The 24,000-nt window shown below is 66.2% G+C and carries 21 protein-coding genes and 1 pseudogene; 19 read left to right on the top strand and 3 right to left on the bottom strand.

The window, feature by feature from the left end; all coding sequences use genetic code 11:
- The 18 genes from LCM32_RS21760 to LCM32_RS21675 form a co-directional block, all read left to right on the top strand.
- Positions 1-1,023 (top strand): phage major capsid protein (locus tag LCM32_RS21760; protein ID WP_224823192.1); only part of this gene is annotated, 1,023 nt, incomplete at its 5' end.
- A 65-nt stretch (positions 1,024-1,088) separates the two neighbouring features.
- A complete protein-coding gene (locus LCM32_RS21755) occupies positions 1,089-1,265 on the top strand; it encodes a hypothetical protein (protein WP_224823191.1) in 177 nt (58 codons plus the stop codon).
- Positions 1,262-1,834, top strand: a complete 573-nt coding sequence (locus LCM32_RS21750) for a hypothetical protein (RefSeq protein ID WP_224823190.1) — start codon at positions 1,262-1,264, stop codon at positions 1,832-1,834. The genes LCM32_RS21755 and LCM32_RS21750 overlap by 4 nt, the downstream gene beginning before the upstream one ends.
- Positions 1,828-2,178 carry a head-tail adaptor protein gene (locus LCM32_RS21745; RefSeq protein WP_224823189.1) on the top strand — a complete coding sequence of 117 codons (351 nt, stop codon included), beginning with the start codon at positions 1,828-1,830 and terminating at the stop codon, positions 2,176-2,178. Before LCM32_RS21750 ends, LCM32_RS21745 begins: the two co-directional genes overlap by 7 nt.
- Positions 2,175-2,732 (top strand): HK97 gp10 family phage protein, encoded by a 558-nt coding sequence (locus LCM32_RS21740; protein WP_224823188.1) that lies wholly within the window; start codon positions 2,175-2,177, stop codon positions 2,730-2,732. Before LCM32_RS21745 ends, LCM32_RS21740 begins: the two co-directional genes overlap by 4 nt.
- The gene (locus LCM32_RS21735; protein WP_224823187.1) at positions 2,732-3,118 is read left to right on the top strand and encodes a DUF3168 domain-containing protein; all 387 of its coding nucleotides are present in this window, start codon (positions 2,732-2,734) and stop codon (positions 3,116-3,118) included. Before LCM32_RS21740 ends, LCM32_RS21735 begins: the two co-directional genes overlap by 1 nt.
- 8 nt (positions 3,119-3,126) lie before the next feature.
- A complete protein-coding gene (locus tag LCM32_RS21730; RefSeq protein ID WP_224823186.1) occupies positions 3,127-3,573 on the top strand; it encodes a phage tail tube protein in 447 nt (148 codons plus the stop codon).
- 83 nt (positions 3,574-3,656) lie between these two features.
- Entirely contained in the window at positions 3,657-4,055 is a 399-nt protein-coding gene (locus LCM32_RS21725) for a hypothetical protein (protein ID WP_224823185.1), read from the top strand.
- Positions 4,056-4,213: 158 nt separating this feature from the next.
- Positions 4,214-4,387, top strand: coding sequence for a hypothetical protein (locus LCM32_RS21720; RefSeq protein WP_224823184.1), 174 nt, complete (start codon positions 4,214-4,216; stop codon positions 4,385-4,387).
- A 55-nt stretch (positions 4,388-4,442) separates the two neighbouring features.
- Positions 4,443-10,964 (top strand): hypothetical protein, encoded by a 6,522-nt coding sequence (locus LCM32_RS21715; protein ID WP_224823183.1) that lies wholly within the window; start codon positions 4,443-4,445, stop codon positions 10,962-10,964.
- Positions 10,964-11,872, top strand: coding sequence for a hypothetical protein (locus LCM32_RS21710; protein ID WP_224823182.1), 909 nt, complete (start codon positions 10,964-10,966; stop codon positions 11,870-11,872). The genes LCM32_RS21715 and LCM32_RS21710 overlap by 1 nt, the downstream gene beginning before the upstream one ends.
- Positions 11,872-13,062: a pyocin knob domain-containing protein gene (locus LCM32_RS21705; protein ID WP_224823181.1), complete on the top strand. Its 1,191-nt coding sequence runs from the start codon at positions 11,872-11,874 to the stop codon at positions 13,060-13,062. The genes LCM32_RS21710 and LCM32_RS21705 overlap by 1 nt, the downstream gene beginning before the upstream one ends.
- A 10-nt stretch (positions 13,063-13,072) precedes the next feature.
- Positions 13,073-13,579, top strand: a complete 507-nt coding sequence (locus tag LCM32_RS21700) for a hypothetical protein (RefSeq protein WP_224823180.1) — start codon at positions 13,073-13,075, stop codon at positions 13,577-13,579.
- Positions 13,569-13,967: a hypothetical protein gene (locus tag LCM32_RS21695; protein WP_224823179.1), complete on the top strand. Its 399-nt coding sequence runs from the start codon at positions 13,569-13,571 to the stop codon at positions 13,965-13,967. The genes LCM32_RS21700 and LCM32_RS21695 overlap by 11 nt, the downstream gene beginning before the upstream one ends.
- Positions 13,955-14,101 (top strand): phage tail assembly chaperone, encoded by a 147-nt coding sequence (locus tag LCM32_RS22130; RefSeq protein WP_224823178.1) that lies wholly within the window; start codon positions 13,955-13,957, stop codon positions 14,099-14,101. The genes LCM32_RS21695 and LCM32_RS22130 overlap by 13 nt, the downstream gene beginning before the upstream one ends.
- A gap of 16 nt (positions 14,102-14,117) precedes the next feature.
- Positions 14,118-14,735, top strand: a complete 618-nt coding sequence (locus LCM32_RS21685) for a hypothetical protein (protein WP_224823177.1) — start codon at positions 14,118-14,120, stop codon at positions 14,733-14,735.
- 1,008 nt (positions 14,736-15,743) lie between these two features.
- Positions 15,744-16,481 (top strand): peptidoglycan-binding protein, encoded by a 738-nt coding sequence (locus LCM32_RS21680; protein WP_224823176.1) that lies wholly within the window; start codon positions 15,744-15,746, stop codon positions 16,479-16,481.
- Between the two features lie 108 nt (positions 16,482-16,589).
- Entirely contained in the window at positions 16,590-16,958 is a 369-nt protein-coding gene (locus LCM32_RS21675) for a hypothetical protein (protein ID WP_224823175.1), read from the top strand.
- Between the two features lie 300 nt (positions 16,959-17,258).
- Here LCM32_RS21675 and LCM32_RS21670 read toward each other — a convergent pair whose 3' ends face one another.
- Positions 17,259-18,704: an arylsulfatase gene (locus LCM32_RS21670; RefSeq protein ID WP_318246216.1), complete on the bottom strand. Its 1,446-nt coding sequence runs from the start codon at positions 18,702-18,704 to the stop codon at positions 17,259-17,261.
- A 211-nt stretch (positions 18,705-18,915) separates the two neighbouring features.
- Between LCM32_RS21670 and LCM32_RS21665 the strand changes: the two genes are divergently transcribed.
- Positions 18,916-19,596, top strand: a complete 681-nt coding sequence (locus LCM32_RS21665) for a Crp/Fnr family transcriptional regulator (RefSeq protein ID WP_224823173.1) — start codon at positions 18,916-18,918, stop codon at positions 19,594-19,596.
- Here the strand turns inward: LCM32_RS21665 and LCM32_RS22175 are convergent.
- Positions 19,503-19,997 (bottom strand): annotated as a pseudogene (locus tag LCM32_RS22175) (type II toxin-antitoxin system HicB family antitoxin); the annotation flags it as partial. The gene LCM32_RS21665 and the pseudogene LCM32_RS22175 sit on opposite strands and share 94 nt — an antisense overlap.
- A 156-nt stretch (positions 19,998-20,153) precedes the next feature.
- Positions 20,154-23,042, bottom strand: a complete 2,889-nt coding sequence (locus LCM32_RS21655; RefSeq protein WP_224823171.1) for a calcium-binding protein — start codon at positions 23,040-23,042, stop codon at positions 20,154-20,156.
- Positions 23,043-24,000 lie beyond the last annotated feature (958 nt).

Genomic DNA, 24,000 nt, shown 5'->3' with positions numbered 1-24,000 from the left:
ACCGGCCAGGTGAGCGAGCTCGAGCAGAAGATGGCCCGCCGCGGCGAGGGCGAGCGGGAGACGCGCAAGTCGCTGGGCCAGCAGTTCGTCGAGAACGAACAGGTGAAGTCCTGGCTGGAAAGCGGCCCCAGCAGCGGCAAGGCCGACCTGCGGGTGAAGGCCAATCTGACCACGTTGACCACCGATGCCGACGGCTCGGTCGGCGACGGGGTGGCGCCCACGCGCCTCTCCGGGGTGCAGGAACTGCCGCAACGCCGCATGACGGTGCGCGACCTGCTCTCGCAGGGCCGCATGGACGGCAACACGATCGAGTACGTCCAGGAGACCGGCTTCACCAACAACGCAGCCCCTGTGGCCGAAGGCGAGGCCAAGCCGTCTTCGGACATCAAGCTGGACCTGAAGAGCTCGACCGCCAAGGTCATTGCCCACTGGATGAAGGCCAGCCGGCAGGCGCTCGACGATGTCTCCTTCCTGCGCTCGATGATCGACCAGCGGCTGATCTACGGCCTGTCCTACGCTGAGGAGAACCAGCTGCTGAACGGCGACGGCACCGGGCAGAACCTGCACGGGCTGATCCCGAACGCGACCGCCTATGCCGCGCCCTTCACGCCGAGCGCGGGCACGGCGATCGACACCATGCGGCTCGCCATGCTGCAGGCCGCCCTGGCCGAGTATCCCGCCACGGGCCACGTGATGAACCCGATCGACTGGGCGCGCATCGAGCTGACCAAGGACAGCGAGGGCCGCTACATCATCGGCAACCCGCAGGGCACGCTGTCGCCGACGCTCTGGAACCTGCCGGTGGTCGAGACCCAGGCGATCTCCGTCGACAAGTTCCTGACCGGGGCCTTCAAGCTCGGCGCGCAGATCTTCGATCGCTGGGATGCCCGGGTCGAGGTGGGCTACGTCAACGACGACTTCACCCGGAACATGGTGACGCTGCTCGGCGAGGAGCGCCTCGCGCTCGCGGTCTACCGGCCGGAGGCCTTCGTCTACGGCGATCTCGGCTACGTCACCGAGTGATCGATCGGTTTGCGAAGGAGGGCGGGGGACCCCGCCCTCTCTGCAAGCCGATGGAGGGTTGATCCGTGAAGTACACAGTCCTGCGCCCCCACCAGGGGGACAAGTGGTATGGGGAAGGCGCGGCCCGCGAGGCGCGCGAGACCGAGGTGCAGCATCTCGTCGATCGCGGTGTCCTGGCCAAGGCGGAGCCTGAGCCCCGGAACAAGGCCGTGAAGGCCCCCCGGACGAAGGCTGCGACGTGAGCGGGCTCCTGATCCGGCGGGCGCAGCCGGAGGGGCTGGCGGTCGATCTGACCGATCTCAAGGCGGCGCTGCGGATCGAACATGCGCTGGACGACGCGCGCCTTGAGCAGCTGATCCGGTCGGAGACCGCGCGCTACGAGGACTTCACCGGGCGGTTCATGCGGCCCACCGAACTGCGGCTGACGCTTGATGCCTGGTGCGCGGCGGTGCGTCTGCCTGCGCTGCCGCTGCGGGAGGTCTCAGAGGTCAGCTATCTCGACCCGTCAGATGTCGCGCAAACGCTTGCCGCCTCGGGGTGGTATCTGACCGAGGCGGTGCCCCATTGGTCGCTCAGCTTCGACCGTTCCACGGCATTGCCCGCGCTCTCCGGTCGGCCGGCAGCGGTACGGATCGACCTCTGTGCAGGTTATGACGCGCCAGGCGGCGCGGCGACCTCGCTGCTTGCGCCGCGGGCGGAGGATCAGAGCGCCATCATCCACATGGTGGGTGTCGCCTATGACCAGGGCGTGCCGATGGCCATGGCGGACATGCGGCAGGTCTTCGGCAACCGGCGGGCCGTCGGATGGTGAGCAATCGGGACCTGCGCTGGAGCGACCTGGACCGCCAGGTGCAATTCCGGCGGCGGGAGACGTCGGATGACGGCTTCACCTCTGCCGCTGGCGACTTCGAGGACCTCGGCGCCCCGGTGCGGGCCAAGCGCACCGACGTCTCCGACGCCGAGCGCTGGCGGGCGGGCGAGGTGGCGGCCTCGGTCATGGCGCGCTTCCTGGTGCGCTGGTCGCCCTTCACGGCGGCGATCACGCCGAAGGACCGCTTGACCTTCGAGGGGCAGGACTTCGCGATCATCGGCCTGAAGGAGGTCGCCCGGCGCCAGTGGATCGAGATCACCGGCAGCGCACGGGCGGACCTGTGAAGACACGCGTCAGCCTCGAGGGCTTTGCCGAGCTGGAGGCGCAGCTCGAGAAGATGACCAAGGCCACGGGCCGGGCGGCGCTGCGGCGGGCCGGGATCAGCGCGCTCGAGCCGATGGCGCGCCTGGCGCGTGGCCTGGCGCCGGAGGAGACCGGCGATCTGATCGAGAGCGTCGAGGTCTCGGCCAAGGCGATCGGGGCGGCGGCGGACGTGGGCAAGCGCGCGTTCGCGCAGGTGATGCGAGACGGCGGGACCCGGGGCGAGGCGGCCTCGGCCCTGCGCTCCGCACGCCGGGCCGCGCACCTCGGGGGCGCGGCGCCCCATGTGGAGCTCTTCATGGGGCCGGAGAAGGCCAGCAGCAAGGACGAGGCGATCAAGGCCTGGGTGCAGGAGTTCGGCTCGGCGGACGTGGACCCGACGCCCTACATGCGGCCCGCGTGGGATCAGGACAAAGACAACATGCTGGCGCGGCTGAAGGAGGACCTCTGGTTCGAGATCGCCACGGCGGTGGAGCGCACGCAGGCGCGGGCGCGCAAGACGGCGGGGTTGGAGTGATGGAAGAGGAACTGCGCGCGCGGCTTCTGGCCACCGCCAGCGTCACGGCGATCTGCGGCACACGGATCAACTGGGGCGCCCATCCGCAGGGCGCGCCCTGGCCCGGGGTCATCCTGCGCGTGATCTCCGACGTGGAGGGGCACACGCTCAAGGGGCGCAACGGGGTCGCCCATGCGCGGGTCCAGATCGACTGTCAGGCGGACAGCTACGGCGGCGCCAAACGACTTGCCCGCGCGGTGCGCGCCGCTCTCAGCGGCTATCGCGGCGGGCTCTTGCAGGCCGTTCTTTTCGCGGATGCGCGGGAAGGGCGTGAGGGCGGCAGCAACGAAGCGGACCGGCCCTTCCGCGTTTCACTGGACTTTTTCGTCCACTACACCACCACCTGAAGGAGGCCATGATGAGCGATCAGTTCATCCTTTACGGCGCCACGGTCGAGCGTTCGACCGATGGCACCACCTGGGAAGATATTCCCGAATGCAAGTCGATCGCGGTGCCCGCGGTCGAGACCGACTACCAGGAGGCGACCTCGCTCGACAGCCCGGACGGCTTCAAGGAATACGTCAAGGGCCTGAAGGATGCGGGCGTCATCTCGCTGAGCTGCGGCTACACGCCGGCAGGCTACGAGCAGCAGCTCTCGGACCAGGCCGAGACCGCCGCGATCTACTACCGCACGACGCTGCCGCCGGCCCCGAGCCAATCCTCGGGCGATGTCTTCGAGTTCCGCGGCTTCCCGACCCCGCAGCCCGAAGGTTCCGACGTGGGTGGCATCGTCGGCATGACGATCTCGATCCGCACCACCGGCGGCGTCGACTGGACCCGCGGCACGGCCGCCGGCGCCTGACACCCGGACTGATCCCCGACGAAAGGCGGTTCCCATCCGGGGCCGCCTTTCGTCGTTCTCCCCCTCCAACCTGAGAGATGACCATGAGCCATTCCAAACGTGGCGCGATCGCCTTCACCGCCTGTGGCGCGCAGCACCAGATCCACCTGACCACCAACGCGATGGTGCGCTACCAGGACCTCGCGGGCGAGACCCTGATCGAGGGCGTGCAGGCCCTGCAGGACCGGCCCGGCGACATCAAGCGCGTGCGGCGCATCTTCTTCGTCGGGGTCGATCGCGACGAGACCATGACCGAGGCGGAGGTCGGGGACCTGATCGACAATCTCGGCCTGAAGGAGACCGGGGACCTGATCGGCAAGGCCGTGCAGGCAGCCTTCCCCAAACCGCCCGAGGTGGCGGCTGACGGCGAGGGCGCGGCAGAGGCGGCCCCGGGAAACGCCGAAGCCCCCGCGAAGCCCCGCAAGGCGACCGCGACGAGCTGACCCGTCTGCTGGAGCAGTGGGTCTCGGAAGGGCAGGACTACGAGCGCTTCTGGCGCCTGACGCCTGCCGAGATCCATCTGATCCTCGCGGCGGTCTGGAAGGGCCGCCGGGCGCGCCACGAAGAGCAGCGCCAGCTGAACCACGAGCTGGCCAGCTGGGTGGCCTTCGCGGTCCACCAGCCTGCCAAGATGCCGAAGTACAAGCCGCTCAAGGCGGCGTCCTCTGCCCCTGGCGGCCGCAAGGCTGCCGGGTCGCAGGAGCTTCAGCATGCGCAGGTGCGCGGATACTTCATCGGGCTGGCCATGCGCCGGGGTCCGATGAAGCGCGACTGAGCGCGCCGGGAGCGGCGCGTCTCTTCTCTCCCTCCTAACCATCGGAACCAGTGCAATGCCGCAATCCGTCATCGGATCGCTGAGGGTCAACCTCGGCCTCGACAGCGCCCAATTCGAGCAGGGCGTGCGCCGCGCCACGGCCTCGACCGATGGCATGCGCACGCGCTTTGCCGGTCTCGCCCGCACGGTGGCCGCCTCCACCGCCGGGCTCGGCGCGGCGGTGGCAGGCATGGCGGCGATCACGCGGTCCGCGGCCAGTGCCGCGCGCGAGATCGAGACCATGTCGCGGCTTTCCAACGCGCAGGCGGGCGTCTTCCAGCGGTGGGCGGCGGGCGCCAGGTCGGTCGGGATCGAGCAGGACCAGCTGGCGGGCATCCTGAAGGACGTGAACGACCGGGTGGGCGAGTTCGTCCAGACCGGCGGCGGGCCGATGGCGGACTTCTTCGAGAAGATCGCACCCAAGATCGGCGTGACCGCGCAGCAGTTCAGCAACCTCTCCGGCCCGGAGGCGCTGCAGCTCTATGTCTCCAGCCTCGAGAAGGCCGGGCTGAGCCAGCAGGAGATGACCTTCTACATGGAGGCCATGGCCTCCGAGAGCGCAGGGCTGCTGCCGCTGCTGGTGCAGAACGGCGCGGAGATGGATCGGCTGGGCGACCGGGCCGAGGAGCTGGGCGCGGTCATGGACCAGAGCGCGATCGCGGCGCTTGGGCGCGCGCAGCGGGCGGTCGATACATCGGGCGAGGCGTGGAAGGGCCTGCGCAACACGCTGGCGGTGCAGGTGGCCCCGGCCATGGAGGCCGCGGCGCAGGCGAGTGCAGCCATCGCGGTGGCGCTGCAGCCGCTGGTGGAGAACCTCGATCGGCTGGCGGTGATCGGCGTCACGGTGGCCGCGGCCTTCGGGGCGCGCCTGGCGATCTCGCTGGGCACCACCTTCGTGGCCTCGGCAGCAGCTGCCGTGCGGCAGGCGGTGGCGCTGGAGCTGGCGCTCGGGGCGACCTCGACCTCCTCGGCGCTGGCCAGCGTGAGCATCAAGGGGATGTCCGCCGCGCTGCGCACGCTGCGCGGGGCGATCATCTCCACCGGGATCGGCATCCTCGTCGTGGGCGCCGGGGAGCTGGTCTACCAGTTCGGACGACTGGTCAGTGCCACCGGAGGCTTCGGCACGGCGCTCGGGCTGGTGAAGGACGTGGCCGTCGAGGTCTGGGAGCGCATCGGGACCGGGGCTGACTTCGTCTATCAGTCGATCAAGACCATGATCTACAACGCCAAGGCGGTCTTCGTGGGCGGCCTCAATGCGATGGTCGGCGCGTGGGTTGATCTGACGTGGACGGTGGCCGATGGCCTCAACAGCCTCTTCGGGACCAACCTGCAGGGCGCTTCGGCAGAGATCACGCAATCGCTCGCGGCGATCCAGACCGCGGCGGAAGATGCCGCGGGCGCGGCGAAGGCCGATGCAGAGGCAGCCGCCAAGGCCTTCGCGGCGCCGCTCGAGTCCGTGCAGGCGCTTCGCGATGCGGTGACCAAGACCGAGGAGGCCTCCGAGGACGGGGCCTCTGCGGCGGACCGGCTGAACACGGCGCTCAAGGGCGTGGGCGATGGCGCGGGCTCGGCCTCGAAAGCCCTGAAGGACGCGACCAAGAGCGCGAAGAGCTTCGACGAGGTGCTGAAGGGCGCGGTGAAGACCGCCGAGGAGATCGAGGAAGACGCCGCGCGCTCGGTCGTCTCCGGCATCGACAGCATCGCGGGGTCCTTCGGGGACTTCCTGACCAATGGCCTGAGCGACTTCGGCGGCTTCAAGGACGGCATCCTTGGCGGCTTCAAGTCGATGATCCGCGAGATGATGGCGACGGCGGCGCGCAACGAGATCCTGATCAACATGGGCGTGACCGGCTCTGCGGGCGCCTCGGGCACGCTCAGCACCTCCGGCGCGACGGGGGCGATCGGCGGCAGCAACGGCATCCTCGGCAGCGTCCTCGGGCTGGGCGGCAGCTTCGTCTCCGGGGCCTCGGGCCTCGTGACCTCGCTCTTCGGGGCAGGGGGCGGGCTGGCCTCGGCGGCCACTTACCTCGGCTCGGTACTGGGGGCGGCCACCACCAGCCTCGGCGCCTTCGCCGCGGCCATCGGCGCGATCGCCGGGCCGCTGGCGCTGGCCATCCCCCTGATCTCCGGCCTCTTCGGCAAGACCAAGCTGCTGGACGCGGGCCTGCGGGTGACGATCGACGGGATGGACGGCCTCGTCGAGACCTTCAAATACGTGAAGAAGACCGCGCTCTTCGGGCTGATCTCGTCGAAGAAGTACAGCTATTCGCCTGCCGAGGCCGAGGTGGCCGACCCTGTGCTGCTGGCCGTGCAACAGGTGCAGGAGGGAGTCGTCGCCGCGGCGGGCGCCATCGGCGTGGCCTCCTCGGTCTTCGATGACTTCGCCACGCAGCTGATCATCTCCACCAAGGACCTCGAGGACGACGAGATCGCGGCGGCGGTGCGGGAGGCGCTCACCGGCATGGCCGACGAGATGGCCGACCTGGTGCTGGCGGGCCATGACGTGATGCTGGCCGGGGAAAGCTCCTCCGAGGCGCTGTCGCGGCTCTCCGAGCATCTGACGGCCACGGCGGCGGTTTTCGACACGCTGGGGCACAGCATGTTCGAGGTCACGATCGCGGGCGCGGATCTCGCCTCCTCGCTGGTCCAGCTCTTCGGCAGCACCGATGCCTTCAACTCGGCGGCCAGCACCTACTTCGCGGCCTTCTACACCGAGGCGGAGCGGATCGAGGTCTACACCCGTCAGGCGACCGAGGCGCTGGCCGCGTTCGGCGTGGCGCTGCCCACCTCCCGCGCGGCCTATCGCGACCTGGTGGAGAGCCTCGATCTGTCCACGGACAGCGGGCAGGAGCTTTACGCCGTCCTCCTCCAACTGGCCGGCACCATGGACCAGGTGCTGCCCGCGGCGCAGAGCTTCACCGACATCATCTCGGCGCTGGTGGGCACCACCTCGAGCGTGCTGGGGGACATGATCAGCGAGGTGACCTCCACGGCCCGGGAGGCGGAGCAGGCGGCAACGGCCTGGTATCGCGTGGCCGATGGCCTGCGCGACCTGATCCGCGAGATCACCGGCAGCACCGGGACCGGGACGGGCGAGGCCCGGATGCAGGCGACCTGGGCCGCCATGCAGGAGGCCTTCACCGCGGCGCTTGGCGGCGATCTCGGCGCGGCGCAGGACTTCGCGGCGCTCTCCTCCACTTACCTCGATGCGGCCAAGGTGCAGGCGACCTCGCTGGCGGACTACAAGCGGTCCGAGAGCGCGGTGCTGGCACAGGCGAACAAGCTGGCCGGCGTCTCCGATTTGCAGGGGTCGATCGAGGAGGCGATCGTCGATCTCTCCGAGCAGCAGCTGGAGGTGCTCAACGAGCTGAACGACTACCTGCAAAGCAGCGGCGAGATCACCGAAGAGGACCTGGCCGCGTTCGAGGGCAGCCTGACCGGCCTGCAGGGCGCGATCGAGGCGCTGCAGGACTTCTCCTATTCGGACCTGATGGCCGAGCTGGAGGCGCAGATCACCCTGATCCCGACCACCAGCCTGCCCAAGGACGTGAAGGACCTCCTGAAGGCGGCCACCGACGGGATCATGTCCGAGATCGAGTTCGCGGTGACCGCCAAGGACCTGACCCCGGACCTGCGCTTCCTCGCGGTGAACGCGGCCTCGGAGCATATGAAGACCGTGGACTTCGTGCTGGGCGACGCGCTGAGCCCGAACCTGATGCGGCTGGCGCTGGACGACGTGACCTCGCTCACCCGCACGGTCAACATGGTGATGGGCTCCACGCTCACCGGCAAGGAGATGCGGGTCGCGCTGGCAGGCTCCTCCGAGCTGTCCCGGGTGGTCAACGTGGCGCTGGCCTCGGATGCGGACGAGGACGCCATCGCGCTCGCGCTCGGCAACATCGGGGCCTACTCGGTGGCGATCACCGCCTCGCTCGATGTCGCGACCTCGAAGGAGGTGCGCGACATCATCACGGCGGACGCCGGCACCTTCGCGCTGATGATCGAGGCGGCCTTCTCCGACGGCCTGTCCGAGGATGCCCGCAAGGTCCTGCTGGATCAGCAGGGGCAATATGTCGTCAACATCCTCGGCACGCTCTCCGAGGGGCTCGATCCGCAGGTCTCGGCGCTGCTGCTGGAGGCCAACACCGACGCGGTGCGCGGCATCACCATCGCCATGGCCTTCGCGGACAGCCTGACGGAAGACGAGCGGACCCTGCTGCTGACCGGGAGCCTGACGACGCTGCACACGATCAGCGCCGTGGTGAACCCGCTCGGCATCACGACCTTCGACGTCATGTTCCTCGACCAGCTGACCAGCGGGAAGACCTGGAACGCGCGCACCATCGGCGGCTACCTCGACAGCCGGGGGATCAAGGACATCGGGCGCACCTTCATCGAGGAGCTGGCCAGCGGCCAGCCCGATGTCTGGCGCTCGATCACCGCGATGATCGCAACTGGCAGTCTCAGCGGCCTCGCGCTCGACTTCCTCGGAACGCTCTCCTCCGGCGATGATCCGGTGAACCGGATCGTGCAGGCGGAGGTCCTGACCGGCGGCCTCGTCGGGCTGAGCCTGACCTACCTCGATCAGCTGGTGGAGGGCGACGGCGAGGTGGCTCGCGCGATCTACGCCAAGATGAACGCGTCGGGCATCGGCAATTGGGGCTTCAACTATCTCGCGCAGCTCTTCGCCGGGGCAGGGGAGATCACCCGCCGCATCGTCGGGCAGACGGACAGCGGCGACATCGGCGCCTGGGGCTTCAACTACCTGGCACAGCTCTTCGCAGGCGCGGGCACCACCAAGCGCGGCATCACCGCCGCAATGTCCTCGGGCAGCATCGGCAGCTGGGGCTTCGACTACCTCGGGCAGATATTCGAGGGCATCGGCTTCACGAAGCGCGGGATCACGGCTGCGATGAGCAGCGGCAACATCGGGGACTGGGGGTTCAATTACCTCTTCCAGCTCTTCGATGGGGACGGGGCCACCAAGCGGGGGATCACGGCAGCGATGTCCTCGGGCAACGTGGCCGCGTGGGGCTTCAACTACCTGTCGCAACTCTTCGACGGGGAGGCCTTCACCAAGCGGGGCATCACCGCGGCCATGTCTTCCGGCGGCGTCCAGAACTGGGGGTTCAGTTACCTCTCCCAGCTGTTCCGCGGAGACGGCTACACCAAGCGCGGCGTCACGGCGGCCATGAGTACGGGCGGGGTCGGCAGCTGGGGCTTCAGCTACCTCTCGCAGCTCTTCATGGGCACGGGCTCGGTCCTGCGCGGGATCACCGGCAAGACCAGTTCGGGCGGCATCGGGGAATGGGGCTTCAACTACCTCAACCAGCTCTTCGAGGGCAGTGGCGACACGCTGCGCACCATCGTCGGCCAGACCAGCTCCGGCCGCATCGGGGCCTGGGGGCTGGAGTACCTGCGCCAGCTCTACGCGGGCGACGGCGACACGCTGCGGGCGATCACCGGCCAGACCAGCTCGGGCGCGATCGGCAACTGGGGCTTCGACTATCTCCGTCAGCTCTTCGCGGGCGACGGCTCGGTGGCGCGCGGCATCCTTGCCTCGATCCGGACGGGCGAGATCACCGGCGCGGGCTACAGCTTCCTGGGCCAGATCGCCGCCGGCAGCACCACGATCACCAAGATCATCGACGGCGCGGTGGACCTCTCCGGCCTGACCGGACGGGAGAAGACCCTGCTCGACATGATCGCGGGCAGCGTCTCGGGCAAGGTGACCCTCAACGGCACGGTCGTCTTCGACCCCTCCACCGCCTTCTCGATCTGGTTCGAGGATGAGCTGAGCAGCAACATCACCGCGCCCTTCACCGCGCTGAAGGCGGCGCTCGATGAGCTGCGCGCGGCGGTGGCCGCGGACACGCTGCAGCGGGAACGGAGCGCTGCGTTGACCAACCTGCAGCAGCAGCTGGCCGCGGTCTCCGATGCGCGCGCAGGCGTCGTGTCGCAGGCCTCCTCGATCATTTCCCAGATCGAGGCGCTGGAGGCGGCAACCGGCGTCAGCCTGCGCAGCGGCACGGGTGATGCCGGGCTCGCGGTCAGCCCCGAGGGCTACATCACCTACCGGGCCAGCCATGTCGAATATGGCACCGGCGCCGATCTCACGGCCTTCTCCGATGCCTTCTGGGGCGAGGGCGGGCTGGAGGACCAGCTGCAGGCGCTTCTCGGCCAGCCGACGCAACTGGCGCAGCAGATGGAGACCCTGCGCGAGCAGATCCGCACCATGGGCGGGGTGCCGGCATTCGCCATGGGCGGGCTGCACGCGGGAGGCCTGCGGCTGGTGGGCGAGAACGGCCCGGAACTCGAGGTCACCGGCCCGGCCCGCTATTACAGCGCACCCCAGACCAGCGACCTGCTCGGCAATCGCGGGGTGGTCGAGGAACTGCGCCGCCTGCGGGCCGAGCTGGCGGACCTGAAGGACGAGCAGCGTCAGCTGGGGCTCTCGCAGGCCAGCGACCTCGCCAAGCTGCGCAAGCTGGCCGTGAAGGACGACACCATTGGCACACCGCCGGAAAGGGCCGCCTGATGAAGCTGATCATCCCCATGGCCATGACCGATGCCACGCTCGCGGCCTCCAACGTGACCGAGGACGACGCCGACGAATGGGCCGCAGGCACCACCTATGCCGCCGCGGAGCAGGTGATCGTGCTGGCGACCCACAAGGTCTACGAGAGCGCGGCGGGCAGCAACCTCGGCAACGATCCCACCACCGACGACGGCACCTGGTGGTTCGAGGTCGGCGCCACGAACCGCTGGAAGGCCTTCGATCAGAAGCTGGCGGACCCGGTGACGAAGTCCGGGACCGTGACTTACCGGGTCACGGTCGACAGCCTCGTGACGGGGATCGCCTTCTTCGGCCTCGAGGCCTCGGAGATCCGGGTGCAGGTGACCGACACCGGGGCGACGGAAACCTATGACACGACGCTCTCGCTGGTCGATGACAGCGAGATCGTGGACTGGTTCAGCTTCTTCACCACCGAGCTGGACAGCTACCAGACGCAGGCGCTCTTCGTCGATCTGGCGGCCTATGTCGGATACGACATCGACCTGACGATCGGGGATGGTATCGGCACGGTGGAGGTGGGCCAGATCGTGCTGGGCCGCGTGGTGACGCTGGGCACCACGCTGGAGGATACCACGGTCGGGCTGACCAGCTTCTCCACCAAGGAGCAGGACGCCTTCGGCAATTGGACGATCGTGCCGCGCGCGAAGTCTGATCCGGTCAACTACCGCTTCTCGATGCCCGCCACCGGGGCGGCGCGCACGCAGCGTTGGCTGAACTCGCGGCGGGACGCGCCCACCGTCTATTTCGCCTCCGAGGACATCATCAAGAACTACGGGGTCATGACCTACGGCCTCTTCCAGGATTACGAGATCCCGCTGCGCAAGGCGGGGGTCTCGATCGTCAATCTCGAGATCGAAGGGCTGACTTAATGTCTATCAATTTCACCCCCGCGCCCACGCTGCCGTCGCTCAATGACCCCAGCACGTTCAACGATCGGACGCTGGCGCTCTTCTCCTGGCAGATCAGCACCTTTATCCCCGAGCTGGAAGGCCTCACTCCGGAGGACATCCTCGGCAACGCCCTGCAGGACAACGTGACCGACACATCCGCGGGGCGTGGCATGATCGTGGGCGCCTTCGGCTGGGGCGGGACCTCAAACGCGGTCGCAGACCTCAACACGGCCCTCACCAGTGGGTTCTGGTCGACCAATGGGGACACGCTGAACATTCCCGCGGAGTTTCCCCACGCCTACGGCTCGTTGACCGTGGTTCCGGGCCTGACCGCGAATAACTGCGTCCAGATCTGGCGCGCAAACTATCCGACCACCGGCGCGGAGGAGTGGGGCCGGACGATGAACAATGGAACCTTCGGGACTTGGCAGAAGCGCCCGGTGGCGATCCAGACCACTATGATGGACGTGACGGCGGGGCGGGCCTTGGTGGTCGGCGGCGGTGGCCTTCTTGGGACGGCGAACAACTACGTTTCGAGCGATGACCTCGACAACCTCGACACCACGCATTTCATAGGGAATGCGGCGGGGACCAATGTGCCGGCCAACGCGCCGAGGAGCGATGGGTCTTATGCGGGTATCCACGTCAAGATCGCCAATGCGCGGAAGGTCCAATTCGTCGGGGAGGTGACCAACAACGGCAATCGTTTCTTCGGTCGGACGAGCAATTCCGGCTGGAATGCCTGGACCGAGTTCTTCACGCAGGGCTCCGTTCTGGGGGTGGTGAGCGAGACCTCGGGCGTCCCGACCGGGGCGCTGATCGAGCGGGACAGCAACTCGGACGGCGAGTATGTGCGCTTCGCGGACGGCACGCAGATCTGCACCATGAACACCACCGCCGAGACCGTCTCCTCTACCACCAATCTGAACGGCACCTATCGCAGCGACGTGACCGCCTATGACTTCCCGGTCGACTTCGTGAGCGGGTCGTTCCCGAAGTGCGCGGTCGGGCGGGCCACGCCGGGCAGCGGTGGGCTGATCGGGGACGCGGGCAGCGCCGGCGCAGGTGCTGGCTGGAGCCTGCGCTGGCTCGCCCCTGCCGCCTTCACCTCGGTCAACACCGGCGACTTCGCCCTCACCGCGATCGGTGAGTGGTTCACCCCGGCATAAGGAGGCCAACATGAAGATCCTGTTCCTTGCCACGCGCAAGGCGCCCGCGGCCTACGTCCTCGACGGCGAGGCCATCAACGGCTTCGACCTCTCACCGCTGGAGCATGGCGGCCAGTTCCTCGGCAATGCGACCACCCGGGCCATCGGCCTGCGCGGGGCCTATCGCGACAGCGAGGGCGAACTGCATGTGACGCTGTGCCAGTCGGTCATCGCCAGCCGGGTGCCGAACCGGCCCGCGCATTGGCGCGGCAGCGAGGTCGAGATTGACGCCGCCGACTATGACAGCGCCACCTGCTACGTGATCCCTACGGGCCTCTCCGACCTCCAGCAGGTGGCGGAAGACGCCGAGGTCGATGTGCCGAGCTATGCCGTGGCGTGGCGCGATGGCATCGCGCAGGGCGAGGCGGGCTGGTGCACTGTCCCGGTTCTGCCTGTCCTGATCGAGAGCGTCCCAATGTCGGACGTGTCCAAAAGCGAAGCACCTGCCGGAGAAGAGGAGGCGACCAATGCCGAATGACTGGATGCGAACGGCAGCGGAGGCTGTCGAGGTGTCGCAGGCCAACCTGAAAGCCGCGCTTCACCAAGAGCGCGGGCGGCGGCTCGATGCCGGCACGACGCTCGGCCTGTCCTTCGGCAGCGTGCCGGTGCGCGGGCGGGCCTTCGATCAGACCATCATGCTGGCCGTCCTCCAGCGGGGCGCCGCGATCCTGGCCGCAAGCTCCTCCGAGACGGTAACCTTCCGGGATGACGCGAACACGATCCACGAGTTGACCGGCGCGCAGGCGGTCGAGTTGGCCTCCGCCGGGATGGAATGGGTCGAGCAGGTCATGGCCGTCAGCTGGGCGATGGTGGACAGCGGCACGATCCCCGACGATTACGCCGATGACAGCCGGTGGCCATCGTGAACGCCAGCGGCTCGCATTGGACAGTGGAGGTCCGCGCCGACGACCGGGAGACCTATCGCCAGGCATTGCGCGACCGGCCCGAGGACGTGGCTGATTTCGCCGCGCCTGTCTGGCCCGTGATGCCGGCAGCCTGACCAGAGCGAGACCGACATGACCAAGGAAGACTTGCTGCCGCGCACCCGCACTGTAATCGGACTGCTACGCGATCTCTTCTGGATCGTGACGGTGATCACGCCGCTCATGCTGCTGATGCTGGCCGGGCTTTATGCCGTGAACCGGGAGTGGATCATAGCGACGGTCCGGGAGGAACTCGGCTTCGAGAGGCTGGCGACGGAGGGGGCAGTCCAGTCGCTTGCCGTCCAGGTCGAGGGGCTGGCGCAGGACGTGCGGCGGGCCACCGGCGAGGATAGGGTAATTCGGCAGCCGCAGGGGCTTTCCTACGTCGAGGAGCCGGTCAAGGCGGGCGAGACGGTGGTCCTGTGGCTGACCGTGGCCCGGACGCGGCTCGGCAAGAACTGCCGCCTGATGGACTGGACGCCTCTCTTCACTGATGCGCGAAACGTGCCTCTCGCAGGCACGCGCCTGGTCAAGGGCGGCGTCCGGCGTCAGATCGGGGACAGCTTCGAGAAGCTTCGCATCGAGATCGTGCCGCCGGCTGACCTCTTCCCCGGGCGCATCGAGCTGTACCTGGTCCTTGACTACGAGTGCGCAGGCAAGCGGGTGCCGGATCGAACCGATGTGGTGCCGTATCAGCTGTTGGGGGGGTGAACGCGGGAGGCTCGCATGTCCGTGGGTGATGGCTGGCCAGATCGGGTGGGGTGATCAAGGCTGGCTGAACGAGGAGCTCCGCGCGCTCGTGAGAACTTTGCGTCACTGAGCCTAGAAGAGTCTATAGTTACATTGAGAAACTGGAATGCGAGCGCGGAACTGCCTTGGAAATGCGAAAACAAGACCGGCTGAGCGGTGTAATGCGCTTTAGCCGTGCTCCGCGCTCTGGTTGGTACACTCGGGGGTGGTAGTAAATGGCGCGACAAGTAGCTCCCTGGGCAATCGTCGCCATAACTCGAGTGTACCAGCCAAAAGGCGGACCAAAAGGGGGCCAGTAAGCAGAACCGTAGAACTTGACCAAGCGGATGTGCGGTGGCACGGCCCGTTCATCACTGATGGGTCGATACCACAGTATCGCTCAACCTGAAAGAGAGTAGGGCTTCATAGAGCTGAGGCCTATCTGACGCGAGGTTGTGACTAGTGAAAAAAATGGGGTGAGCGTGGGGCAGCTGCATATGCGTTCGATCGCCGTGGGTGGGTGCAAGAGAGACCGAAATCACGGTCTTCTGTTGGTGATCGTCGCCCCACGCTCAGTAACCTTACTATCAAGGTAATCTTTGCGGCGCACGACCGAACGTAGCGGTAAGCGAAAAGCGGCTCTCTGTATGTGCGGTAGGGTGAGCGCGGCGCAACGGATGAGGGTTAGCGATGGGGTCGCCTGACTGGGTGCTGCGGGATGAAGGCCCAGTCATTACACGTTGCAATCCGCGCTCAAGGCCGACCCTGACGCAACTTTAACGCGCAGTCCACTGAAACTGCTTTTGTCAAATTCATTGAAGCTGTGAGCGCAGAGCTGTCCTCTGGGTTGTGCAGAACAGAGAACAGGCCAAACAAGGCTGAACGACCGTGCTCCGCGCTCGGGCCACCGGTAGCAGCAACACACTGACCAGAAAACCGAAACTTGCCTTGCCCTGCCATCCGGCGGGGCCTTTTGCATGGAGAAACGGCATGTCCTTGAGCAAGACCGACAACAGTGCGATGACGCTGGACGAGCGCATGACCACGCAGGTGCGCCTCAAGGCGCATGGCATTGACCCCGGCCCGGTGGACGGCATCATCGGCCGGCGCACGAATGCGGCCATCATCGCCTTCAAGCGGTCGATCGGCTATGCGCCGCGCCCCTATGTCGGCCCGCTCACCATGGCGGCGCTGATGAAGGACCCGGCTGCGCCGGCCGAGACCGGGACGCTGAACCTGCCCGACTGGATCAAGGTCGGCCTCAAGTTCAAGGGGCTGCACGAGATCTACGACAACGCCGAGGTGCGGGCCTTTCTCGCCAGCGACGGCCACGCTCTTGGCGATCCTGCCGTCTTCCCGTGGTGCGGCGACTTCGTCGAGACCTGCATCCGCCTGGCGCTGCCCGCCGAGCCCTTCCCGGGCCAGCTCGGGGTCAATCCCTACTGGGCGCTGAACTGGCGCGGGTTCGGCGTCTCCTGCGCCCCGGTGCTGGGGGCGGTCATCTCGATCACCCGCAACGGCGGCGGGCATGTCGCCTTCCTCATGGGCGAGGACGCGACCCGGTACTACTGCCTCGGCGGCAATCAGTCGAACACCGTCAGCATCGCGCCAATCGAGAAGAGCCGCTTCACCGCTGCGAGTTTCCGCTGGCCGTCGATCGTACCGATGCCGACGGGGGCGCTGCCGCGGCTCTCCTCGACCGCACAGGCGGAGAGCGCGTTCGCGTGATCCTCTTCCCCCTCCTTCCCATAACCGACTGGCGCCTCGTGCTGGTCCTCTCTGCGGCCCTGTTCCGCGCCCCCACGCGCCGCCGGCGCACCTCGAAAGGACGAACTCATGAACGACCTTCTGGATCTTCTCACGCCATCGCTTCTCGCGCTCTTCGGGGCGCTCCTGACGTGGGTCATCAACGGCGCTGCCTCCTACATCAAAGTGAAGGCGGGCGTTGAGATCGACGCAGTACATCGCAACGCGCTGCATTCGGCGCTGATGACGGGGGCGAAGGCTGCGCTCGGAAAGGGGGCAGGCGGTGGCCTCGACGCGCTGAAGGCCGAGGCGATCGCATACGCCCGCGAGAGCGTGCCGGAAGCGATCGCCTGGCTTGTGCCGGGTGATGGCGTTCTCGACCGACTTGCCGAGCGCTTCGTGCTTGAGGCCATGGAGCGTGTGGGCTGGGTGAGCGGAGAGGTCAATACCGTCGCGTAGTCGTCGCCCTCTAGGGTAGTGGCCTGCCCATCTCGGGTAGGCCATGCACTAGCCGACGGTTTCTGGACTGTGTTTCTGGGGCCGTTCCTAGCCCTTAGCGGGCGCCCGAACTTGAGCGCTGAGACAGTGCCTGCGACAGCAGCTAGGCGAACAGCGACGCGGAGCCAACGACGATGGGCCTCAACATCAAGGCCCTCCGTCGACCGACCACGGTACGCTCGACCTCGAACCGTCTGCCAGAACCGAAAACACCCGGATCCTGCGATCCGGGTGTCTCGGTGTCTCAGCGTCAGGGCCGGGTCACTGCGGCGAGGGGGCCGCATCCATGATCGTTTTCGACATCTCCTCGACCGAGGTCGAGAAGCTGGCGATGCGCGGCGGATACTCTTCGAAGGAGGCCACGAACTTGTTCACCAGGCCGAGTGCCGGCCCGATCGCCCAAGAGCGGTTCTCCTGCCATTCATCGAAGCCACGCGCGCCGTGGAACCGCTCGAACGGGTCGAGATCGAGGCGGGTGATCTGCGGCGACGTCATCTCGTACTGCTGTCCGTTGAACCAGCGGTCCTGGTGGGTGAAGAGGAATTTCCACTCCCCGTACCGCAGCCCGTGGAAGGTCGTTTCGGAGAAGAAGTAGAACTCCATCCGGTTCGACGGGCCGGACTTGGTCAGGATCGGCGTCTGGTCATAGCCGTCGAGATGCACCTTGAAGGACTTGCCCCCGATCTCGGTGCCCGCCAGAAGGTCTTCCTTCAGGTCTGGCTTGCCCAGCTGGCTCATGATGGTGGGGATCCAGTCCTCCATGGTCATCAGCTCGCCGGTGGTGGTCCCCTCGGGGATCAGGCCGGGCCATTTGACCATCATCGGGACCTTGAAGGCCCCCTCGTAACCGCCGACGCCCTTCTCGCCCCGGAACGGCTGATTGCCGCCGTCGGGCCAGGAGTTCGAGGCCGCGCCGTTGTCGGTGGAGAACATGACCATCGTGTTGTCGGCCACGCCCAGATCGTCGAGCAGCGTCAACAGTTCGCCCACGTCGTCGTCCATCTCGACCATGCCATCTGCATAGACATTCCCGAGGCCAGTGATGCCCGCGTAATGGTCATCGAGGTTGGTCTTGTAGTGCATCCGCGTGGTGTTGTGCCAGACGAAGAAGGGCTCGTTCGCCTCCACCGCGTCGGTGATGAAGCGTTTGCTTTCCACCAGGACGTCCTGATCGAGGTGCCGTTGCACATCCGCACCGAAGGGGCCGAGGTCTTCGATCTCCTGTCCGCCATCGAGGGTGGCGAAGCTGTGGATGATGCCGCGTTGCGCGAGGTTTGCGTCCTCGAAGGCCTGCGCGGGATAGTCGACCTGCTCGGGATATTCCCCGGCGTTCAGGTGGTAGAGGATGCCGAAGAACTCGTCGAAACCGTGGTTCGTGGGCAGATGGGTGTCCTGATCGCCGAGGTGGTTCTTGCCGAACTGGCCCGTGCGATAGCCTTCGGCCTTGAGCATTTCCGCCAGCGTCGGATCCTCGGTCGAGAGGCCCTGCGGCGCGCCGGGCAGGCCCACCGTGGCAAGGCCGACGCGGATCGGATACTGCCCGGTGATGAAGGCCGCGCGCCCTGCGGTGCAGGACGCCTGCGCGTAGTGATCCATGAAGAGCATGCCTTCATTGGCGATCCGGTCGATATTGGGCGTTTCGCCCGCCATCATCCCGCGGTGATAGGCCGAGATGTTCCACATCCCGACATCATCACCCCAGATCACAAGGATATTCGGTTTGGCCGGCGCATCCTGCGCGGCCACCGTGGATGCCGATAGCGCCAGGAGAGCGGACGCAAAGGCAAATCGGAAAGACATTGCGGGGACTCCAATTTTTAATAGTTTCAAAGTCAGTGCATAAATCCTACTTCAATCTAGGATTGAGTTTGTCGTTTCGTGGACAGTTCGCTGGAAAAAGTTGTGTAAAATGAGTCCCATGAAGACGCTTCGCAGTCAGGGATGGCTCGCCTCTGCGCCCCCGGAATTCCGGGACGCGGTGCTCGCTCGTTCTGACGTGATGACCTACAGAAATGGCGAGACCGTGTATAACGCCGGCGATCCCCCTGGGGCGATCTACGGCATTCTCGATGGCGCTCTGGAATTGCATCTGCATCGGATTGACGCCTCGAATTCGCTCGCCTTCATTTCCGGTCCCGGCGCGTGGCATGGAGATCTTGCCTCGACGCTGGGGCGCACACGGATGCTTACGGTGACAACGCGGGGCCCCTGTCAGCTTCTGCGGTTGCGGCGGGACGAGTTGGTGCGGATCTGCGCCGAACAGCCCTGCGGATGGCGAGAGATCGCCCGGTTGCTGGCGACCAACATGGCGACGACCTTTGAGGTCGTCGGGCTGCTGCGGATCCAGGACATTGCCGAACGTGTCGCGCGCGCCCTGCTGCTGCTTGCACAGCCCGAGCGCGGCGCCCCCCGCGTGGTGCGGGCCTCTCAGGCGGATATTGCGACGATCATTCAGGTGTCACGCAGCGCGGTGGCCGCGCGGTTGGCCGAATTCGAGGCGCGAGGCTATCTGACGCGCGGGTACGGGACGATCGTGCTGTCAGAACCTGCGGCCCTCGAAGGGATGTTCGGCCAAGGGGAAAGCGCCGAGCTGCCCTGATCCCGTTTGGGATCGAGGGGGCCCCGTTTTGGACGTGGCCTCTTCGCATCGCACCATGCGGCAGAACAAATACCGTCTTCGATCATATGCCGCGCTGCGAGGTCCAAGAATGCAGAGCGGCTCAGCCCCGCTCGGTCGGCAGCCTCGTCAATCGCTTCGAGCAGGCCGCGCTCGAAGGACAGGTTCGCTCTTACTATCTTGGTTTCGCGCCGAATGAGCGGGACCATGATCAGGTAGGCACCTTCGGCCGTGTCTTCGGCATACTTTTCGCGGACGGTGCCGAGCGGCATCGCCTTGGCGGGGACCTCAGCATCTGCCGCGTAGTCATCCAGTGCCGCGATCGCGTTCTTCATCACGTCGGCCTCTTCGCATGCTGCCGCGAAGCTGTCTGGGACGTCGGGAAATGATACGCCCTAGGCGCTGCCCTCGTGGGTGTGCCGAGGTCTGCAGCTATAGGAGCGGGGCAGCGGGGAGAAGTTTGCTCGCAGCTACATCGAATGACGAAAGCCCGCCCGGGAGACCAAAGCGGGCCTTCGTTGCTGTTTTGCGTCGTGGTCTCAGAAGATGAAATCATCCGCCGAATAGGCGAGGCCGTAGCCGATCTCCTCCAGCGCGACCCCGACCAGAAGCACGCTGCTGCTGCCCACCGTGATCTGGGCCGTGCCATCGACCTCGGTCAGGTGGTTTGCCAGCAGGTCGTCGAAGTCGGAGACGATGAAGAGGGTATCGGAGAGGTCGATCTTCTCGGCGTCGTCACTGTCGAAGTTGATCAACACGTCGTTGCCGAAGTCGCCCGCGAAGATGAACAGGTCGGCCGCCCCGCCGCCGTTGAGCTTGTCGTTGCCTTCGCCGCCGATCAGCGTGTCCCGGCCCGCGCCCCCGATCAGCCGGTCATCGCCCGCGCCGCCCTCCAACTGATCCCAGCCGTAGCCCGCGCCACCGCGCAGCAAGTCGTTTCCATCGCCCCCCGCCAGCGTATCCGCGCCAAGACCGCCATCCACGGTATCGTCGTTGCCGCCGCCAAAGAGGATGTCATTGCCGCCCTCGCCGAAGAGCTTGTCGTTGGCATAGCCGCCATCGGCGTTGTCGTCGCCCGCGCCGCCATAGATCCAGTCCTTACCGGATTCCCCCAGCAGCGTGTCATTGCCTGCGCCGCCGAACAGGCGATCCGTGTCGGAGCCGCCGTTCAGTAGGTCTGCGCCATCGCCGCCCTCCAGCGTGTCATCGCCCGCGCCCCCCAGCAGGGTGTCCGCACCAATGCCGCCGAGAAGCTGATCATCGCCCTGGTTGCCGATCAGCAGATCGTCGCCGCCGAGCCCGGAGAGAATGTCATCGCCGGCGTTGCCGGTCAGTTCGTTGGCCCCCGAGGTGCCGAGGATCGTGTCGTTCCCCGCGGTGCCCCAGAGGTTCTCGAACCCGGTGGCGCTTTCGGTGATCGCAGAGCCGCCCGTCCCGAGCGTCACCGCACCGCTGGCAAGATCGAAGGAACCGCCCGTGCTCTCATCGCTGTAATCCGCGGTGTCGGTGCCCGCCCCGCCGACAAGTGTGTCGACACCCGCGTTGCCAGCAATCGTGTCGTCCCCGGCGCCACCCAGCAGGACATCGTCCCCGGCCAGCCCCGAGAGCACGTCATCCCCGTCCTGTCCCTCCAGGACGTTGCCGTCGCGGTCCCCGATCAGCACATCATCATGGGCCGAGCCTAGTACTACCTCGATCCCTGCAATCTGCTGGGTCACCCCGTCCACGCCGACAACACCGCTGGCGAGATTGACGCTGACGCCCACGGAGACTGCGCCGAAATCGGCGGTATCCGTGCCCGCGCCGCCATCGAGCAGTGCGCCGGTCCCGGAGGCGACAAGCAGGTCGTCGCCGCCCTCGCCGTAGAGGCTGTCGGCGCCGCCCCGACCGTCGAGCGTATCGTCGCCGCCCGCCCCCATCAGCGCATCAGCCGCGTCCGCCCGGCCAAGGATCACGTCGGCGGCCGCGGTGCCGCGCAGGCGCTCGAAGTTCCACATGAACTCCGTATCGGTGCCATCGCTCGCCGTGCCCGAGGCGAGGTCGAAAGTCATGCCGCTCAGGCCCGACCCGGACCAGTCGATCAGATCGGTGCCATCGCCGCCGTCCATCTCGTCCCCGTCGAGCCCCGAGAGGACCTCGAACGTGTCATCGCCCGGCCCGCCATAGACCGGGATCTGCTCACCGGTGATCACGAAGGTATCGTCGCCCACGGTGCCGACGCGGTAGTCATGGTCCGTCCCGGGCATATCGCCGTCCGTCACCGTGTCGCGCGTGTCGATGATCACCGTGGCGATCTCTTTCAAACTGCCTTGCCGCGAGTATGTGACCGCGACCCGTCCATCAGCCAGCAGGGTCGCAGCGATGTTAGAGTAATTGAACTCATCCGAAACCAGCATGCGCTCGCCCACCGCCGATCCGTCTGCCGCGAAGCGAACCGCGTAGATGCCATTGGCATCGGACGCCTCATAGACGACGAGGAAGCCCCCGTCCTCGAGACCGACCATCACCGGATCCTGATAGTAGTCCCTGTTGTTGCCGACGTTCTCCAATAGGCCATCCCCAGCGATAGGAACTGCGTTGCCACTGCTATCGAAGAGGGCGAAGTGGAAGTTCGTGTCGCTGCCGCCCTCGTACCACGAGACCACGAAGCCCCCGCCAGACAGGGACTCGACCCCCGGGTCGGTCCACTCGGAGGTGGAGGCGATCGCCGTCGGGGCCATCAGGACGGCGCCGCCCTGTGACAGGATCGTCACCTCGACCTCGAACACGTTGGCCGGATCTTGTTCCGCGTACTGGGTGGCAACGGCGGCATAGCTGCCGTTTTCCAAGACGGCCACCTCGTAGTTGCCGTAGTAGTCATAGACCCCGGCCGCGTGAGAATCGAAGACCACGAAGGATCCGGTGCTGAAGCTCTGGGTTTCACTGTTCCAGATCTTGGCGAGAATGTCGCCCGACACATCTTCGTACAGCACGAGGGTGGACGTCGCACTGGATACGGCCAACTCCCCGTAAGCCGGCCAACTCCAGAAAGAGCCGGTATCCGCCCCGTCCGGGTAGACCTCCTGCGTGGTCACCAGCGTGCCATCGGAGGTGAATTGCGACAGCACCGTCTTGTCGAAGGTGTAGGAGGAATCGTCTCCGACGAAGCGGTACACGAGGAAGCCACCATCAGGCAGGCTGGCAATCTGCGGCAGCCGTTCGGCCCCGCTTGCGCCTTCTAGTTGGAACTCCTCGCTCACGGCGTTTCCCGCCGGATCGTAGAGACGTGCCATGACGTCCACGTTCAGGGGGTCGCTGCGGGTCGACTCGTTGGCGATCCAGACGACGAGGATATTCCCGTCGGCAAGCTGGGTAATCTGTGGCCTGAGAATCTGTCCCCCGGAAGTGACGATGGTCTGCGGCTTCCAGATTGCGGGGGTCGTGGGCATTCGGAGAACTCCTCGGTGATAAAACACAATACATCCTATGACTCACCCGCCGCACGGGACTACGCAGACCTTGTCTGAAGGGCTTCAAAGAAAAGTGGCGCAGTTCACATGGGTACAGCATCCTTTGCGGACGCGTTCGGAGGGGGGGCGAGATCAGCATAGGGCGGGTTTCCGCCGATGATCCAGTTTGCGGCTTCGATTTTTCGGTAGACAGCGATGCCAGGAAAAGAAAGTGATCAAATAGAGACAGTTGTGACTAGGTGTTTAGTCCCGATATCAGGCAGGCGATCCGCGCCGGCTCTGGGAACTCCGTACGCATCCGGCACCGCACAGCTCAACTGAGACGCTGAAGGTGGGGCTGCGGCAGGCCGGGAGCCGCGCGACAGATGATCTGGCGTCGACGGTGCAGCGGGTGCGCTATCTGACCGATCTGTCCTGCAGCCTTGCTAGTCCTCTGTCCGTTATCTTTGCGCTGCTGATAGCGATTTCGCCATTGACGAGTTCGATATGCCGAAGCTCGACCAATCCCTCCTCGGAGAGTTTGTGAAGCATACAGTTCAGGTCACTTGGGTGCTGAATTTCGATGATCTTGGAGGGCGGTAGTTTCTTGGGGTGAACCGTGGCCAGTGAGGCCAGTATTTTGGTGCGAAGTACATGATCGAAGGCATTGCTCATAGAAATATTCCAACTCCATATGAGCCGACCTTGTCCGTTTTGTCGACCGGAGTCCACCTGAGGGGCGACCTGGGCCAGTATTCCTACTGCCACAGCCGGAGAGCGCATCAGTGACGATTTAATCGCACATTGGCCGGGATATTCCGTGGGCCGGGTCAGTTTCTAGCCTCGGTCCGGCGATCCTCACTGGCTCTGGGCCGTCTGGACGCACCCGGCATCGCGCGGCTATGCCGAGACACTGAAGGCAGGGCTGGAGTAGGTCAGGCGCCGCGCGACAGAGTTC

It is taken from the genome of Pseudooceanicola nanhaiensis (assembly GCF_020171315.1).
GTDB lineage: Bacteria > Pseudomonadota > Alphaproteobacteria > Rhodobacterales > Rhodobacteraceae > Pseudooceanicola > Pseudooceanicola nanhaiensis_A.
The sequence above is the reverse complement of the archived record's forward strand: the minus strand, read 5'-3'. Positions and strand labels throughout refer to the sequence as shown.